Origin of the sequence: Micromonospora sp. NBC_00617 (assembly GCF_045161355.1) — a bacterium.
Lineage (GTDB): Bacteria > Actinomycetota > Actinomycetes > Mycobacteriales > Micromonosporaceae > Micromonospora.
Genome location: NZ_CP107751.1, coordinates 2,181,153 through 2,196,933, shown reverse-complemented (window position 1 = coordinate 2,196,933; position 15,781 = coordinate 2,181,153). Strand labels below are relative to the sequence as shown.

Genomic DNA, 15,781 nt, shown 5'->3' with positions numbered 1-15,781 from the left:
CTACGTTTCGTAGTACGCATAGCTGGGGGTAACAGGTGGACGCGTTGGACGTCGCCCGGTGGCAGTTCGGTGTCACGACCGTCTACCACTTTCTCTTTGTGCCGCTGACCATCGGCCTGTCCGTGCTGGTGGCCATCCTGCAGACGATGTGGCACCGCACCGGCAACGAGCGCTACCTCAAGCTCACCAAGTTCTACGGCAAGCTCTTCCTGATCAACTTCGCCATGGGCGTGGTCACCGGCATCGTGCAGGAGTTCCAGTTCGGCATGAACTGGAGCGACTACTCCCGCTTCGTCGGCGACATCTTCGGCGCACCGCTGGCCATCGAGGCGCTGGTCGCGTTCTTCCTCGAATCCACCTTCATCGGCCTGTGGATCTTCGGCTGGGACCGGCTGCCCAAGCGGGCGCACCTGGCCAGCATCTGGGCCGCCGCGATCGGCACCAACCTGTCCGCCTACTTCATCCTCGCCGCCAACTCGTTCATGCAGAACCCGGTCGGCTACCGGATCAACCCGGAGACCGGCCGCGCCGAACTGACCGACTTCCTGGCGGTGATGACCAACAAGGTCGCCCTGATCACCTTCCCGCACACCCTGGCCGGCTCGTTCCTGGTCGCCGGGTCGCTGGTCGTGGCCGTCGGCCTGTACCACGTGATCCGCAACCGCGACTCCGCCGACACCGGCGCGTACCGTTTCGCCACGAAGTTCGGCTCCTGGGTGGTCCTGGTCGCCTCCGCCGCCGTCGTGTTCACCGGCGACATCCAGGGCAAGATCATGACCGATGTGCAGCCGATGAAGATGGCCGCCGCCGAGGGCCTCTACACCACCGAGAGCCCCGCCTCGTTCTCCGTGCTCACCGTCGGCAGCCTCGACGGCAGCCGCGAGGTCTTCGCCATCAAGATCCCGTACCTGCTGTCGTTCCTCGGCACCGGCGACCCCAACGGCACCGTGCAGGGCATCAACGACCTGCAGGCCCAGTACGCCAGCCAGTACGGCGCCGGCAGCTACACCCCGATCATCCCGGTCACCTACTGGAGCTTCCGCTTCATGATCGCCTTCGGGCTGGCCGCCGCCGCGATCGCCCTGCTGGTGCTCTGGAGCCAGCGCAAGGGCCGCACCCCACGCAGCCGGTGGCTGCTGCGCGCCGGGCTGGCCATGCCGGTGCTGCCGCTGCTGGCCAACTCCTTCGGCTGGATCTTCACCGAGATGGGCCGCCAGCCGTGGATCGTCTTCGGCGAGATGCTCACCCGCAACGGCGTGTCCCGCAGCGTCTCGCTGGCCGAGGTGCTCACCTCGTTCACCGCCTTCACGCTCATCTACGCCACCCTCGCCGTGATCGAGGTCAAGTTGCTGCTGCGCTACGCCAAGGCCGGCGTGCCCGACGTCAGCGACGAGCACCCCATCGACGACACCCACGACGACGCCGAGCGCCCGCTCGCCTTCGCCTACTGATCCCGGAGCCCATCGTGGAACTGACCACCATCTGGTTTCTCCTCGTCGCCGTGCTGTTCACCGGGTACTTCATCCTGGAGGGCTTCGACTTCGGCGTCGGCATGCTGCTGCCCGTCCTGGGCCGCGACGACCGGGAGCGCCGCGTCCTGATCAACACCATCGGCCCGGTCTGGGACGGCAACGAGGTGTGGCTGATCACCGCCGGCGGCGCCATGTTCGCCGCGTTCCCCGAGTGGTACGCCACCCTGTTCTCCGGCTTCTACCTGCCGCTGCTGCTGATCCTGCTGGCCCTGATCGCCCGAGGGGTCGCCTTCGAATACCGGCACAAGCGGCCGGAGGCGTCCTGGAAGCGCCGCTGGGACACCGCGATCGTGGTCGGCTCGCTGCTGCCGGCGATCCTGTGGGGTGTCGCCTTCGCCAACATCCTGCGCGGTGTGCCGCTGGACGCCGACCACGAGTACGTCGGCGGCCTGCTGGACCTGCTCAACCCGTACGCCCTGCTCGGTGGCGCGACCACCCTGGCGTTGTTCCTCACCCACGGCGCGGTGTTCCTGGCCCTGAAGACCACCGGTGACATCCGCGAGCGCGCGGGCGCCCTCGCGGTGCGCCTGGGCGTCGGCGCCGCCGTGCTCGCCGTCGGGTTCCTGTCCTGGACGCTGAGCATCCGCTCCAGCGCGGCGGCCGTCGTGCTCGCCGTCGGCGCGGCCCTCGCCCTGCTCGGTGCTCTGGCCGCCGCCCGGGTACGCCGGGAGGGCTGGGCGTTCACCGGCACCGCCGTGGCGATCGGCCTGGCCGTGGCGACCCTGTTCGCGGCGTTGTTCCCGAACGTCATGCCCTCCACGCTGGACGCGGCCGGCACGCTGACGGCCACCAACGCCGCCTCCACCCCGTACACCCTGAAGATCATGACCTGGGTGGCGGTGATCTTCACCCCGATCGTGCTGGCCTACCAGGGCTGGACGTACTGGGTGTTCCGCAAGCGCATCGGCGTGGCCAACATCCCGCAGCACTGACCGACCGGGTGCGGGGCCGGTACGCCGGCCCCGCACCCGGGCTGAAAATCGGCGGTCGGTGCGGACCCGTCCCGCTACGGTGTGCCGATGCCCGCCACCGTGCACGTTCGCGAACTCACCGCCGACGACCTCGACGCCGCCTGGGAGTTGGGTCGGTTCGCGTTCGGCTCCAACCCGCAGCGCCCGGCGCAGGCGTCCGCCGCGGTGCCCGGCCTGACCCGTTACGGCGCGTTCGACGCCGCCGGTCGGCTGGTCGGCAAGGCCGTCGACCTGCACCACGACCAGTGGTGGTCGGGAAAGGCGGTGCCGGCCGCCGACGTGGCCGGGGTGGCCGTCGCCCCCGAGGCCCGTGGCCGGGGCGTGGCTCGTGCCATGCTCACCGCCCTGCTGCGGGGCGCCCACGATCGTGGGGCGGCGATCAGCGCGCTCTACCCGACCGTCGCCGCCCCCTACCGGGCCTGTGGGTGGGAGGCCGCCGGTGTGCTGCGGACCGTCGATCTGGCCACCGCCTCGCTGCCCCGGCACCGGCCCGCCCCGCAGCTGGCCGTCCGTGCCGGCACTCCGGCCGACCTGCCCGCCGTCGCCGCCCTGTACGAGCGGGTCACCCGGCACCGCAACGGCATGCTGACCCGCCGGGGCGAGTTGTTCGACTTCTTCGCCGCCGAACGCGGCCTGCCCGGCGACGCGCTCACCCTGGTCGAGGACGGTGGCGACCTGGTGGGTTACGCCAGCTGGGAACGGGGCCGTGGCTACGGCGCCGACTCGGTGCTGACCGTCGACGAGGCCCTGGCGACCACCGCCGAGGCCGCCCGGGAACTCGTCGGCGTGCTCGGCAGTTGGGCCAGTGTCGCACCGACCCTGCGGCTGTGCCCGCTCGACGGTGACGCCGTGAGCGCCCACCTGCCGTTGGAGTCGGCCCGTGAGCACGAACGGGACCTGTGGATGCACCGGCCGGTGGACGTGGCCCGGGCGGTCGGCCTGCGCGGGTGGCCCACCCACGCCCAGGGCGCCGTCGAGTTCACCCTCGCCGACGCGGTCGCCGAGTGGAACGCCGGCACCTGGCGGCTGAGCGTCGCCGACGGCGCCGGTGAGCTGACCCGGATCGGTGGCGAGGCGGACCTGCGGCTGGACGTGCGCGGCTTCGCGCTGCTCTACGCCGGCGCCGCCCGCGCCCGGTCGGTCGCCGAGGCGGGCCTGCTGCACGCCGCCAGCGCCGACCCGGACGCCCTGGACCTGTTGGGCGCCGCAGGCCCGGCGCAGCTGCTCGACTACTTCTGACGAAGCACAGCGCCGGCGTCCGGCCCGGCCGGAGGGAGGATTCGGCACAGCGCTTCCAACGCCGGCCCGTAGCCGTGGTCTGGCGGGGCGGCATAGCCGACGACCAGGCCATCGTGGGCGGGCATGGCGGCGGACGGGTGGCGGAAATCAGCGAGCCCGTCCAGGGCGATCGACTGCCAGGCGGCGGCCTTGACGACGGAGCGCTCGGTTCCGGGTGGCAGGCGCAGCACCGCGTGCAGCCCGGCGGCGATGCCGGTGGGCACGATATGCGGAGCGTGGGCGGCGAGTGCGGCGACGAGGCGGTCACGGCGGGCACGGTAACGCTGACGCATGCGGCGAATATGCCGGTCGTAGTGGCCCGAGCCGATGAAGTCGGCGAGGGTGAGTTGGTCCGCCACGCTCGCCCAGGCTTCCCGCTCACCCTTGGCGGTCAGGACGGGGGCGACGAGGTGCTCGGGCAGCACCATCCACCCGAGCCGCAGCGCGGGCGACAAGCTCTTGCTGATCGAACCGATATAGACGACCCGCTCCGGGTCGAGGCCCTGCACCGCGCCGACCGGTTCACGGTCGTAGCGAAACTCGCCGTCGTAGTCGTCCTCCAGGATCAGGCCACCGCAGGTTCGCGCCCAGTCCACCAAGGTGACGCGCCGCTCGGGGGGCAGGGGTCCTCCGGTCGGGAACTGGTGCGCTGGCGTGAGCAGCGCTGCCCGCACCCCCGTGAGGCTCCCCAGCTCGGCCGTGCGGGCACCGTGCTCGTCGAGCGTGAGCGGGACCGTACGGACGGAGGCCGACTCCAGAACAGCACGGTGAAAGGCGAGCCCGTAGGACTCCACGGCCAATGGACCGCGCAGAACTCGGCCGCCGAAGAGCAGCCGCAGCGCATGGGCGAAGCCGGAGCACACCACGATCCGGTCCGGCGTGGTCCGGACGCCACGCGCACGCGCCAGGTACTCGGCCAGCGCCCGGCGCAATTCGCGACGGCCTCGCGGGTCACCCGGGCCGAAGGCCTCGTTGGGTGCGGCGGTCAGCGCACGGCGGGTGGCGGCCAGCCAGGCCGAGCGGGGGAAGGAGGCGACATCAGGCTGGCCCTGCCGGAGGTTGTGCGCGGCTGGGGCCGGACGTGCGGGCGTCTCCTTCGGCACGCGCGGGACCCGGACGGGCTCGATGCGCGCCGCCACGCGGGTGCCCGAGCCCTGCCGGGCGACCAGCCACCCCTCAGCGACCAGTTCGGCGTAGGCGTCGGCGACGGTGTTGCGGGCGAGGCCAAGGTCGGCGGCGAGTGAACGGTACGGAGGCAGCCGGGTGCCGGAGGCGAGTCTCCCGTCGCTAACGGCGTCCCGCAGGGCGCGGGTGAGGGCGGAGCGGCGGCTGCCGGGGCCGGTCAGCTCCAGATGCAGGTCGCTGCCGAGCTGCTCAGCCAGATTGACCCATGAACTTGCCACGAAAATGCACCCTATCTCAGGTCTTTCGTGGTCCTAGCGTTGAGATCATGACGAACGAGAACACCGTGAACCGCAGACCCCGACTCGACTTCGCCGAGGCCGCCCCCACCGCGTTCAAGGCACTGATCGCCTTCGACGCCGCGGCGCGCCAGGACCTGGACCCCGCCCTGGTCGAGCTGGTCCAGATTCGCGCCTCGCAGCTCAACGGCTGCGCCTACTGCCTGCACATGCACACCTCGGACGCCCGGAAAGCCGGCGAGAACGAGGAACGGCTCCACATGATCGCTGTCTGGAGGGAGGCGACGGGCTTCTTCACCGAGGGGGAGCGCGCGGCGCTCGACCTGACCGAAGCCGTCACCCTGGTGTCCCAGGGCGGCGTCCCCGACGCCTTGTACGCCCACGCCGCCGCGCACTTCGACGAGCACCAGCTGGCTGGCCTGCTGGCTCTGATCTTCACAATCAACACCTGGAACCGCATCGCCCTGAGCACCGCGAAGGCGCCGAGCCCGCAGGGCCGGGCGGTTCGGCGATGACCGGCAACAACAGCCAGGCGGCGCTGTTCCGGTGCCCGGGCGCGGCATTGGCGCTGCTGGCCTTCGCCCAGTTGATCATTTCTCTCGACTACAACATCGTGTACGTCGCGCTGCCGGAGATCGGCGCGGTGCTCGGTTTCTCGACGCAGACGCTGCAGTGGGTGGTGAGCGCCTACGCAGTCGCGTTCGGCGGGTTCCTGCTGCTGGGCGGGCGAGCCGTGGACCTGTTCGGGCCACGCCGGATTTTCGTGCTGGGGCTGGTGGTGTACGCGGTGTCGTCGCTGGCGGGCGGACTGGCCAGCGCACCCCTGCCGTTGGTGGCGGCCCGCGCGGCGCAGGGGCTCGGCGGCGCGTTGCTGTTCCCCGCGACGCTGGCCCTGGTGTCCACCGGCTTCGCCAAAGGCCGGGAGCGCAACCGCGCCTTCGCGGTCTGGGGCACGGCCGGCGGCAGCGGCATGATCCTCGGTTCGCTGATCGGCGGGGTACTGACCGACGTGTTCGGCTGGGCCGCGGTCTTCTTCGTCAACGTGCCGCTGGGCGGCGCCGCCGCCCTGCTCGCCCTGCCGCTGGTCCCGCGCGGCGCAGTGCGGAGGACGGGCCGCCGGTTCGATGTGGCCGGGGCGCTCACCGCGACCGCCGGGATCACGCTGCTGGTGTTTGCCCTCGTGCAGGGACCCGTGTCCGGGTGGACCGCGCTGCCGGTAGTCAGTACGTCCGTGACCGGTGCACTGCTGCTGGCGGCGTTCGCAGTCATCGAATCCCGCAGCGCGGACCCCCTGCTGCCGCTGCGACTGCGGCGCGGCCGGGACCTGGGTACCGGAGTGCTGGTCACCTTTTTGTACATGGGCACGTTCGGCACCCTGCTGTACTTCCTGACCGTCTACTTCCAGGTGGTCCACGGGTACGACGCGCTGCGTACCGGCCTGGCCTTCCTGGCGCCGATGGCCGCCATCGTCGCCGGATCCCAGCTCGCAGGGTGGCTGGCGACCAAACGCGGCACCCGCTCCGCCATGATCGCCGGCTTGACCGTCGGCGGTCTCGGGACGCTCGTGGTCGGCGCGAGCCTGTCCACCGGCGGCTCCTACCTGACACTGCTGCCCGGCCTGATCGTCCTGGGCCTCGGCCAGGGTGCCGGCTACACGCTGATGTTCGGCGCCGCCACCGCCGGAACCGCCGCCGAGCAGCAGGGTGTGGCCTCCGCTGCCGCGTCCACCGCCCAGCAGGTCGGGGGTGCCGTCGGCCTGGCCATCCTGGTCGCCATCGCGGGTGCCTCCACCGACGGCCTGACGGGATTGGCGCTACGCGCGGCCACCACCGAGGGGTTGCGCACGGCCGTGTTCGCCGCGGCCGCCGGGATCGCCCTCACCGCGCTGGTCGCCCTCGGCTTCACCCCCGCCCGCCCCCAGCAGGCACCCTGCGGCACCGGCACCGCCCAACGCGTCGCCGTCTGACTCTCGGAAGGAACAAGATCATGAACGCTCTGCACCCGCTGCGCTCCGCCGTCCGGGGCCGGGTCCTGCTGCCGGAAGACACCGGCTTCGACGCGGCCCGCCGGCCCTGGAACCTGGCCGTCGAGCAGCCGGTGGCGGCGGTTGTCGAGGCCGCCGACGCTGCCGACGTCGCCGCGCTCGTCCGTCATGCCCGCTCCGCCGGATTGGGCATCGCCGTCCAGCCGAACGGGCACGGTGCCACCGGCCGTGCCGAGGGCACGATCCTGCTGCGCACCGGCCGGCTTGACTCCCTGCAGATCGATCCGGTCGCCCGCCGTGCCCGCATCGGCGCGGGCGTGCCGTCCAGCCACGTCCAGGCCGCCGCCGCGCCGTACGGCCTGACCGGTCTGCCCGGCAGCTCTCCGGTCGTCAGCGTCACGGGCGTGGCCGTCGGCGGCGGGCTGAGTTGGTTCGGCCGCGCGTACGGCTGGGTCGCCGACTCCGTCACCGCCTTCGACATCGTCGATGCCGAGGCCCGGCAGCGGCACATCACCGCCGACACCGACCCCGACCTGTTCTGGGCTCTGCGGGGTGGAGGTGGCGACTTCGCGATCGTCACAGCCCTGGAACTCTCCCTGCATCCCGCTCCACGCCTGTTCGGCGGCCGGGTGCTGTGGGACGGCGCGCACGCTCCGGACGTGATGGAGGCCTACCGGCAGATCACCGCCACCGCGCCCGACGAGCTGACCGTCTGGCTGGACCTGCTGCACTTCCCCGGCTCCGATCCCATGGTGGCCATCGACCTCACCTACCTCGGTGACGAGAGGGAGGCGCGCGACCTGCTCGGCCCGCTGGACCACCTACCCCGCCCCCTCTCCGACGGCCGGCGGATCATGCCGGTCTCCGAACTCGGCGGTATCACCGCCGAACCCACCAGTCCCAGCGCGGGCATCTCCCGTGGCGAACTGCTGACCCGCCTCGACGACACCACGGCCAAGACCCTGCTGGCCGACCCGATCGCACCGCTGTTGAGCGCGCAGATCCGGCACCTGGGCGGCGCGTTCACCCGCCCGTCCGACAGCCCGCACGGACCGCTGACCGAGCCCTACGCGCTCTACCTTTTCGGCATCCCCACCGACCCGGCGGTCGCCGAGGCCGTCACCGCCAAGCAGCGCGCCCTCGCCGACAGCCTTCCCGTCAGCGGACGCAAGCCGGTGACCTTCCTCAACCCCAGCGAGACAGTGACCGACGCCTTCACCCCCGCCGTCCTCGCCCGACTGCGCACCGCCAAGCGCCGCCACGACCCGCACAACCTCATCCGATCCAACTTTCCGGTCGGAGGCTGAAGTGATCGTCGGAGCTGGATTCGCCCTGGACCTGTTGGGCGCCGCAGCTCGACTACTTCTGACCGACCGCCGCGGCGACGTCCGGGGGCGCTGCCAGTTCGGCGTTCGCACGTTGGGTGACCAGGGTGAGGACCCGGGCGGCGGTGCTGGTCTCGTCGGGCGGGAGGTCCGCGTACAGCCGGGCGGTGATGCCCGCGACGGCGTCGGAGACGCGGCCCTGCAGGGTGTGGCCGGTGTCGGTGAGCCACACCTGCGGCTCCCCGGCGCCCGTCGGCGCACGGTCGCCGACCTGGGCCAGACCGGCGTCGACGAGGTGGGTGATCAGCGTGTGCACCGTCGGCTCGTCGACCTTGAGGGTGCTGGTGATCCGGTGCACGAGCCCGGTCCGTTCGATCGCGCCGGCGGCGAGGACGTTGAGGGTGAGCACCTGGCCGAAGCTGACCCCGAGCGGGGCGATGGCCCGCTCCAGCAGGGCCCGGGTGGCGTAGTGGGCCTGGCCGATGACCTGGCCGTTGAGGGTGGGAGCGGTGGACATGACGCCTCCTTTGAACGTTGGCCTGACCAACGTTGGTGCAGCCAACGTAACACAGATCGTGGGTTGGACCAACGATTCCTGGTAGGCTTCGGCCCATGGAATCCAGCGCCCCGCAGTCACCCGCCGGGCTCAGCACCACCCCGAGCTGGCTGCTCAACCAGACCGCCAGCCACGCCGCCCGCCTGCTCAGCGAGGGCTTCGCCGCGCACGACCTACGCGGCTACCACTACCGGCTGCTCGCCACGCTGGCCGAGGACGGCCCCGCCAGCCAGGCCGACCTCGGGCGACGCTGCGGCATCGACCGCAGCGACGTCGTGGCCGCCGTCAACGACCTGGCCGGTCGGGGGTTCGTCGTACGAGCCCCCGACCCAGCCGACCGCCGCCGCAACATCATCAGCCGCACCGACGCCGGCGCCCACGAGGCACGCCGGATGGCCGAGACCGTCGACCGAGTCCAGCAGGACCTGCTCGCCCCGCTGTCCGCCGCCGAACGTGACCAGCTCACCCGGCTGCTCACCCGGCTGCTGGAGCACCACAACCGGCGCTGACCCGCCTCAGCGGGCCTCGCGCAGCTCCGCGAGCCGGGCCTCGATCTCGGCCAGCTCCGCGCGCAGCTTCTCCGCCTGCTGCTCGGCCTCGGCCCGCTCGGTGCCGAGGATCTGCTCCACCGCCTCCTGCACGCCGGGCACGTCGACAAGCGCCACCATCTTCAACGCCTCGGCCGGCTTCACCACATACGGCTTCGCGAGGGCCTTGCTGCCCTGCTGCGCGGCGACGGTCCACTCACCGTCGGCGTACGCCAGCGTCACCGTGAGACCGGCGGGGCTCTTCGGCTTGGCGGCCTTGACCACCCGCCGGGCCGGCGCGGCCTTCTCCGTCTGCTCCACCTTCGGCTCCTCCTGTCGCGGCGCGGGCACCCGCGGCGTGTCCAACACGAACTCCGGCGCGGCCACCGCCGCCGGCTCCGGCTCGGGCTCCGGTTTCGGCTCCGCCACCCGACGACCCGCGCCCTTGGGCGCCACCGCCAGATCGGCGGGGGAGAACGGCAACTCGTCGCGGCCGAAACGCACCACCACGAACTCGTCGGACACCTCGGGATCGGTCAGCTCGACCACCTGGCCGACCTGACCGGCGATCTGCCCCGCCGACGCGGTGAACACCACCCGCGGCTTACGACCGGCCGCCAACGCCTCCCGGATGCTCTGCACCTCGTCAGTGGACAAACCCTGGCCGGCATCCATCACAACCCTCTTCCGTACACCTGTTTGATTGCTGTCTTGATACCAGTCGGCTGCGACAGCCGCCGCAAGGGGGTTCAGCCGCCCAGCGCCCGCAGCGCCCGGTCCGCGTGGTCGTTCATACTGACCTCACTGTGGATCACCTCGATGACCCGCCGGTCAGCGCCGATGACGAACGTCATCCGCTTCGTGCTCAGCGGCCCCAGCGGCACCCGCCGCTTGACCCCGAACGCCTGCGCCACCGTCCCGTCGGAATCCGACAGCAACGGATAGTCGAAACCGTGCAGCGTCGAGAACTCCGCCTGCTTCGCCACCGGATCACGGCTGATACCCACCCGCGACGCGCCCAACGCCGTGAACTCCGCGCCCAGATCCCGGAAGTGACAGCTCTCCGCCGTGCACCCCCGCGTCATCGCCGCCGGGTAGAAGAACAACACCACCGGCCCGGTCGCCAGGAACTCCGACAGCCGCCGCGGCGTGCCCGTCTCATCCGGCAGCTCGAAGTCCTGCACCACATCGCCGACACCCACACCCGCCACCGCGCACCTCCGTTGTCCGATCGAACGCGCGGTGAGCGTAAGCGATCACACCCAGAGCGCCAGCACCTCGTCGGCCACCGTCGCGGCCTGCGCCCACCCGGCCCGCGCCGCGCCGGCCCGCCGCGCCGGGTCCAGCACGTTGCGGCCGATCGCGGCGCGCGCCGCCGCGTCCGGCGTCACCACCACCACCCGCGACCCGGCGGCCCGCAGCCCGTCCACCTGCGCCGCCAACCGTGGCATCGGCCCGAACGCCGCCGACGTCGGCGCGAGGACCAGCACCCGCTGAGCGCCCGCCGCCAGGTCCGCGTTCACCGTCGAACGCATCCCACCGTCGACGAAACGACGCGCCCCGATCGTCACCGGCGGCCACACCCCGGGCACCGCGCAGCTCGCACCCACCGCGTCCACCAACGACACCCCGTCAGCGCCATCAAACACCACGAACTCACCCGACGCCGCGTCGACCGCCGTCACCAGCAGCCGCCGCACCGGCCACTCCCGCGCCGGCAACCGCGCCTCGATCACCGCCCGCCGCGACGCCTCCGACGGGGTACGCGCCGCCACCGCCATCGCCCCGATACGCGCCCTCGACCGCACCGCGTCACGCGTACGACCACCGGCCCACACCAGCCGCGCCACCGCCCAAAACCCCAGCCGCGCCGCCACCTCACCCGTCGGCGGGCCCAACTGCTCCTCGTACAACCGTCGCAGCGGCACCCCGGAGCGCACCTGCGCGCCCACCACCGAACCCGCCGACGTGCCCACCACCAGATCCGCCTCGGCGACCGCCGCGCCCCGCTCGACCAACCCGGCCAGCAGGCCCAACTCCCACGCCACCCCGGTCACCCCACCACCGCCGAGCACCAACGCCCGCCGCATGTGACCCTCCTCTCCACGACCGACCCGCGCCGGTCACGGTAGCGTCGGCTCACCCCACCCGACAGCCTGTGGAGGCATCGTGGCACCCGTCACCGTCATCACCGGCGGCGGCCGCGGCATCGGCGCGGCCACCGCCCGCCGACTCGCCACCGCCGGGCACCACCTCGCCCTGTGCTACCGCCGCGACGACACCGCCGCCGCAACGGTCCTGGCCGACCTGCACGCGGCCGGCACGCAGGCCATCGCGGTACGCGCCGACACCACCGACCCCGACCAGGTCACCGCTCTGTTCGACGCCGCCGCGCAACTCGGCCCGCTCACCGGCCTGGTCAACAACGCCGGCGTCACCAGCCCCATCGGCCCCTTCACCGAGCTACGCGTCGACGACCTGCGCCGGGTCGTCGACGTCAACCTCATCGGGTACGTCCTGTGCGCCCAGCAGGCCGCTCGCCGCCTCACCGACGGCGGCGCCATCGTCAACGTCTCCTCGGCCGCCGCGACCCTGGGCAGCCCGGGGGAGTACGTCCACTACGCCGCCGTGAAGGCCGCCACCGACACCCTCACCGTCGGCCTGGCCAAGGAACTCGCCCCACGCGGCATCCGCGTCAACGCCGTCGCCCCCGGCATCGTGCGCACCGACATCCACGCCGACTCCGGCGTACCCGACCGCGCCGACAGCGCCGCCGGCCGCATCCCGTTGGGCCGCGCCGGCGAACCCGACGAGATCGCCGCCGCCATCGCCTGGCTGCTCAGCCCGGACGCCTCCTACACCACCGGCACCGTCCTGCGCGTCTCCGGCGGCCTGTGACGGCGGGCTGCCGCGCCTCACGCCACCACCGAACCGCATGATCGCCAGACCGGTCGCCAGGCCCGGCCGATCCGGAAACCACCTGACCAACGTGGAGACGGGGGAGATGTACCGTGAGCGGCACCACTACCGCAGGTCCGGGATGTGCCAACCGCCGGCGAGCGCGTCCGCGTCCGCCGGACCCCAGGTGCCCTTGTCGTACGGCTGCACCTCGGTCGCCAGGTCCAGGATCGGCCCCACGATGCGCCACTCCTGCGCGATCGTCTCCTCACGCGCGAACCGCAGATGCTGCCCGTCCATCGCGTCGTCGAGCAACCGCTCGTACGCCTCCTGACGCCGCCCCAGAGCCGCACCGAAGTCAACCGACAGGTCAACCGGCCGACTCGCCACCTCCGCACCCGGGCTCTTCGCCTGAATCGACATCGTGATGCCGTCACCACGACCCAGCCGGAACCGCAGCAGATTCGCCGGCGCCACCGCCCCACCCTCAGCAGGGATCAGCGACCGCTGCGGCCGCTTGAACTCGACCACCACCTCGGTCGCCGTCCCCGGCAGGGACTTGCCCGTACGCAAATAGAACGGCACACCCGCCCAGCGGGGGGAGTCGACCGCCAACCGGGTCGCGACGAACGTCTCCGTGTTCGAGTCCGCCGCGACGCCCGGCTCCTCGCGGTAGCCCACGTACTGCCCCCGTACAGTGCTCTGCGGTGACAGCGGCTCAATCTGCCGCAGCACCGCGACCTCCGCCTCGCGGAACGCGTCGGTGTCGTCACCGGCCGGCGCGTCCATCGCGATCAACGCGACGACCTGCAGAATGTGGTTCTGCAACACGTCGCGGGTCGCGCCCACCGTGTCGTAGAAACCGGCGCGGCCCTGCGTGCCGAACCCCTCGGCGAGCGTGACCTGGACGTTGTCAATGTGGTCGCTGTTCCACAGCGGCTCGAACAGCCGGTTGGCGAACCGGAAAGCGTAGAGACCCTCGACGGCCTCCTTGCCCAGGTAGTGATCGATGCGGAACACCCGCTGCGGGTCGAACGCGGCACACAGGGTGCGGTCCAACTCGCGCGAGGACGCCAGGTCGCGCCCGAACGGCTTCTCCACGATCACCCGACCACGATCCGCCAGCCCGACCGCCGCCAGCCCCTGCACCACGGAACCGAACACCATCGGCGGAATCGCCAGGTAGAAAATCGGACGCTCGGCGTCGCGCAGACGCTCCGCCAGCCGCTCGTACGTCACCGGGTCCGCGTAGTCCCCGGAAATCATCGACAGGTTGCCCGCCAGCGCGTCGAACGCCTCGTCGTCCACCTCGTCACTCACCTCGGCCACCGACTTACGAGCCGTCGCGACCAACTGCTGATCGTCCCAGGGGGAGCGCGCCACCCCGATCACCGGCACATCGAGCCGACCACGTCGGGTCAACTCGTACAGCGCCGGAAAGAGCTTCTTCGAGACGAGATCACCTGTCACGCCGAACAGCACTACCGCGTCTGAGCGCACGTGCATGGCACTTCCATCCGATCATGTGGAAACCTGATCTTCCGAAACGGACAACCGCACGCCCCACTGGAGGAATTCCCCGGCAACGACGCACGTGAGGTCGGCGACAGCGACGGCGCACACCCTGAAAAGGCTCACCGATCAGGCATGACACGGACAACGCCAAACCCTGATCGACAAATCTGGATCATCCTAAGGCCCGCCAACCCCGACGCTCCACCCCCTCTCACGGATCCGCCACGACCGAAGACGCTCCGCCAAACAGGGGAGGACCCAGAATGAACCTGGCAGCCGACCGATCCGCCGCAGCCGGCCCCGAGGTGGTGTGCCTGCCGATGTTCAGCATGACCCGCACCGCCACCGCCACCGCCTTTCGCCCCGCCCTCGCCGGCGCCAACCTGCGCGAGACATACCTGGACCTGCCCGGCCACGGCGACAGCCCGGCCACCTGCCCACCCACCTCCCAGGCCCTGCTCGACACCGTCTGCGCATGGCTCGACCACCACACCGACGCACCGGTCCTGCTCGCCGGCGCCTCCTACGGCGCCTACCTCGCCGCCGGCATTGCCCGCCAACGCCCCGACCTGGTCCGCGGCCTGCTCCTCGTCTGCCCCGGAATCACCATCGCACCAGCCAGCCGCACCCTGCCCGACCACCGCCCACCCCCGGGACCCACCGGCTGGCTCGACGACGCCCCCACCGAACTGCGCACCCACCTTGACACCGCGCTCGGCCACCGCACCCCGACCGTCGTCGCCACCGTGCTCGCCGCCCTGCACTCCGGCGGCCCCGGCGACGACACCTTCCTCCAGACACTGCGCACCGGCCCCGGGTACGCGCTACCCGACGAGGCCACCGACACCCCCTACCACGGCCCCGTCAGCGTCCTCACCGGCCGCCAGGACGGCATCGTCGGCTACGCCGACCAGTTCCACGCCATGCGCCGCTACCCCCGAGGCGCCTACGCCACGCTCGACGCCGCCGGGCACTACCTGCCCTTCGAACAACCGGCACTGCTGCGCGCCCTCACCCAGGACTGGCTACACCGGACGCTGACCGCGCCCATGCCAGGGCACACGACGGCGCAGCGCCTGCGCGACAATGGCCGGCATGGTTGACCTGAGCGATCTGAAGGCCGCGCTGCACTACTACCTGCGGCGGACGCGCAACGACCTCATCTGGAAGCTCGACGGCCTGAGCGAACGCGAGGCCAGAACACCCCGCACCGTGACCGGCAACAACCTGCTCGGCATCGTCAAACACTGCCTCAACGTCGAAGCCGGCTACTTCGGGCCCACCTTCGGCCGGCAGTTCCCGACGCCCGAGGAACTGGTACCCCTGCAGGCATTCGACGACGACCCGCAGGCCGACTGGTACGCACGCGAGGACGAGACGAAGGACGGCCTGATCGACCTGTACCGCCGCGTCGCGCTGTTCGCGGACGAGACGGTCGACCAGCTGCCGCTCGACACGCCCGGGCAGGTGCCCTGGTGGCAGCCAGGCCACCAGGACGTGACGTTGTACCGGATCATCCTGCACGTGACCGGCGACCTCGCCCGGCACGCCGGTCAGGCGGACATCATGCGCGAGCAGCACGATGGCGCGATCGGCTGGCGGCAAGACGGCACCGCCATCCCCGACGGCTACGACTGGCCGGCGTACGTCAGCAAACTGCGAAAGCTGGCCGACCACTTCGAGTGACCGTCCGCGCACAGCGCCCCCGAAAACGCGATCATGGCCGATCCGAGCTGGGGGAGAGGCGCCGCCGAAGCTGGACCACCCCCGACAC

At 71.6% G+C, this 15,781-nt stretch carries 16 protein-coding genes; 10 read left to right on the top strand and 6 right to left on the bottom strand.

Annotation, left to right across the window (positions count from 1 at the left end; genetic code table 11):
- Positions 1-35: 35 nt before the first annotated feature.
- From OG505_RS09955 to eis, 3 genes are all read left to right on the top strand, one after another.
- Positions 36-1,451 (top strand): cytochrome ubiquinol oxidase subunit I, encoded by a 1,416-nt coding sequence (locus OG505_RS09955; protein ID WP_405432724.1) that lies wholly within the window; start codon positions 36-38, stop codon positions 1,449-1,451.
- 14 nt (positions 1,452-1,465) lie between these two features.
- Positions 1,466-2,464: a cytochrome d ubiquinol oxidase subunit II gene (gene cydB, locus OG505_RS09950; RefSeq protein WP_405432723.1), complete on the top strand. Its 999-nt coding sequence runs from the start codon at positions 1,466-1,468 to the stop codon at positions 2,462-2,464.
- Positions 2,465-2,551: 87 nt separating this feature from the next.
- Entirely contained in the window at positions 2,552-3,742 is a 1,191-nt protein-coding gene (eis, locus tag OG505_RS09945) for an enhanced intracellular survival protein Eis (protein ID WP_405432722.1), read from the top strand.
- Here eis and OG505_RS09940 read toward each other — a convergent pair.
- Positions 3,733-5,184, bottom strand: a complete 1,452-nt coding sequence (locus OG505_RS09940) for a PLP-dependent aminotransferase family protein (RefSeq protein WP_405432720.1) — start codon at positions 5,182-5,184, stop codon at positions 3,733-3,735. The genes eis and OG505_RS09940 overlap by 10 nt on opposite strands.
- 47 nt (positions 5,185-5,231) lie before the next feature.
- On the opposite strand from OG505_RS09940, the gene OG505_RS09935 reads away from it, so the two are divergent.
- From OG505_RS09935 to OG505_RS09925, 3 genes are read left to right on the top strand one after another with little or no spacing between them, the layout of a single operon-like run.
- Positions 5,232-5,717 (top strand): carboxymuconolactone decarboxylase family protein, encoded by a 486-nt coding sequence (locus OG505_RS09935; protein ID WP_405432718.1) that lies wholly within the window; start codon positions 5,232-5,234, stop codon positions 5,715-5,717.
- Entirely contained in the window at positions 5,714-7,168 is a 1,455-nt protein-coding gene (locus tag OG505_RS09930; RefSeq protein ID WP_405432716.1) for an MFS transporter, read from the top strand. The genes OG505_RS09935 and OG505_RS09930 overlap by 4 nt, the downstream gene beginning before the upstream one ends.
- Positions 7,169-7,188: 20 nt before the next feature.
- Positions 7,189-8,493 carry an FAD-binding oxidoreductase gene (locus OG505_RS09925; RefSeq protein WP_405432714.1) on the top strand — a complete coding sequence of 435 codons (1,305 nt, stop codon included), beginning with the start codon at positions 7,189-7,191 and terminating at the stop codon, positions 8,491-8,493.
- Positions 8,494-8,545: 52 nt separating this feature from the next.
- On the opposite strand, the gene OG505_RS09920 is transcribed toward OG505_RS09925, so the two are convergent.
- Positions 8,546-9,028 (bottom strand): MarR family winged helix-turn-helix transcriptional regulator, encoded by a 483-nt coding sequence (locus OG505_RS09920; RefSeq protein ID WP_405432712.1) that lies wholly within the window; start codon positions 9,026-9,028, stop codon positions 8,546-8,548.
- A 95-nt stretch (positions 9,029-9,123) separates the two neighbouring features.
- Between OG505_RS09920 and OG505_RS09915 the strand changes: the two genes are divergently transcribed.
- Positions 9,124-9,576: a MarR family winged helix-turn-helix transcriptional regulator gene (locus OG505_RS09915; RefSeq protein ID WP_405432710.1), complete on the top strand. Its 453-nt coding sequence runs from the start codon at positions 9,124-9,126 to the stop codon at positions 9,574-9,576.
- 6 nt (positions 9,577-9,582) lie between these two features.
- Here OG505_RS09915 and OG505_RS09910 read toward each other — a convergent pair whose 3' ends face one another.
- From OG505_RS09910 to OG505_RS09900, 3 genes are all read right to left on the bottom strand, one after another.
- Complete coding sequence (locus OG505_RS09910; protein WP_405432708.1) at positions 9,583-10,269, bottom strand: hypothetical protein; 687 nt, start codon at positions 10,267-10,269, stop codon at positions 9,583-9,585.
- 74 nt (positions 10,270-10,343) lie between these two features.
- A complete protein-coding gene (locus tag OG505_RS09905; protein WP_405432706.1) occupies positions 10,344-10,805 on the bottom strand; it encodes a peroxiredoxin in 462 nt (153 codons plus the stop codon).
- A 45-nt stretch (positions 10,806-10,850) separates the two neighbouring features.
- Positions 10,851-11,684, bottom strand: coding sequence for a patatin-like phospholipase family protein (locus tag OG505_RS09900; RefSeq protein ID WP_405432705.1), 834 nt, complete (start codon positions 11,682-11,684; stop codon positions 10,851-10,853).
- Positions 11,685-11,763: 79 nt separating this feature from the next.
- On the opposite strand from OG505_RS09900, the gene OG505_RS09895 reads away from it, so the two are divergent.
- Positions 11,764-12,492 (top strand): SDR family oxidoreductase, encoded by a 729-nt coding sequence (locus OG505_RS09895; RefSeq protein WP_405432703.1) that lies wholly within the window; start codon positions 11,764-11,766, stop codon positions 12,490-12,492.
- 126 nt (positions 12,493-12,618) lie between these two features.
- Here OG505_RS09895 and zwf read toward each other — a convergent pair whose 3' ends face one another.
- Positions 12,619-13,998, bottom strand: coding sequence for a glucose-6-phosphate dehydrogenase (gene zwf / locus OG505_RS09890; protein ID WP_405432701.1), 1,380 nt, complete (start codon positions 13,996-13,998; stop codon positions 12,619-12,621).
- Positions 13,999-14,270: 272 nt separating this feature from the next.
- Here zwf and OG505_RS09885 point away from each other — a divergent pair, with 272 nt between their 5' ends.
- Positions 14,271-15,110, top strand: a complete 840-nt coding sequence (locus tag OG505_RS09885; protein ID WP_405432699.1) for an alpha/beta fold hydrolase — start codon at positions 14,271-14,273, stop codon at positions 15,108-15,110.
- Positions 15,103-15,693, top strand: coding sequence for a DinB family protein (locus OG505_RS09880; RefSeq protein ID WP_405432697.1), 591 nt, complete (start codon positions 15,103-15,105; stop codon positions 15,691-15,693). The genes OG505_RS09885 and OG505_RS09880 overlap by 8 nt, the downstream gene beginning before the upstream one ends.
- The last annotated feature ends 88 nt before the right edge of the window (positions 15,694-15,781 follow it).

Bases quoted from the DNA above. Each gene is read 5' to 3' on its own strand.
- eis (WP_405432722.1), top strand. From the start codon at position 2,552: ATGCCCGCCACCGTGCACGTTCGCGAACTCACCGCCGACGACCTCGAC.
- OG505_RS09935 (WP_405432718.1), top strand. From the start codon at position 5,232: ATGACGAACGAGAACACCGTGAACCGCAGACCCCGACTCGACTTCGCC.
- OG505_RS09930 (WP_405432716.1), top strand. From the start codon at position 5,714: ATGACCGGCAACAACAGCCAGGCGGCGCTGTTCCGGTGCCCGGGCGCG.
- OG505_RS09925 (WP_405432714.1), top strand. From the start codon at position 7,189: ATGAACGCTCTGCACCCGCTGCGCTCCGCCGTCCGGGGCCGGGTCCTG.
- OG505_RS09920 (WP_405432712.1), bottom strand. From the start codon at position 9,028: ATGTCCACCGCTCCCACCCTCAACGGCCAGGTCATCGGCCAGGCCCAC.
- OG505_RS09915 (WP_405432710.1), top strand. From the start codon at position 9,124: ATGGAATCCAGCGCCCCGCAGTCACCCGCCGGGCTCAGCACCACCCCG.
- OG505_RS09910 (WP_405432708.1), bottom strand. From the start codon at position 10,269: ATGGATGCCGGCCAGGGTTTGTCCACTGACGAGGTGCAGAGCATCCGG.
- OG505_RS09900 (WP_405432705.1), bottom strand. From the start codon at position 11,684: ATGCGGCGGGCGTTGGTGCTCGGCGGTGGTGGGGTGACCGGGGTGGCG.
- zwf (WP_405432701.1), bottom strand. From the start codon at position 13,998: ATGCACGTGCGCTCAGACGCGGTAGTGCTGTTCGGCGTGACAGGTGAT.
- OG505_RS09885 (WP_405432699.1), top strand. From the start codon at position 14,271: ATGAACCTGGCAGCCGACCGATCCGCCGCAGCCGGCCCCGAGGTGGTG.
- OG505_RS09880 (WP_405432697.1), top strand. From the start codon at position 15,103: ATGGTTGACCTGAGCGATCTGAAGGCCGCGCTGCACTACTACCTGCGG.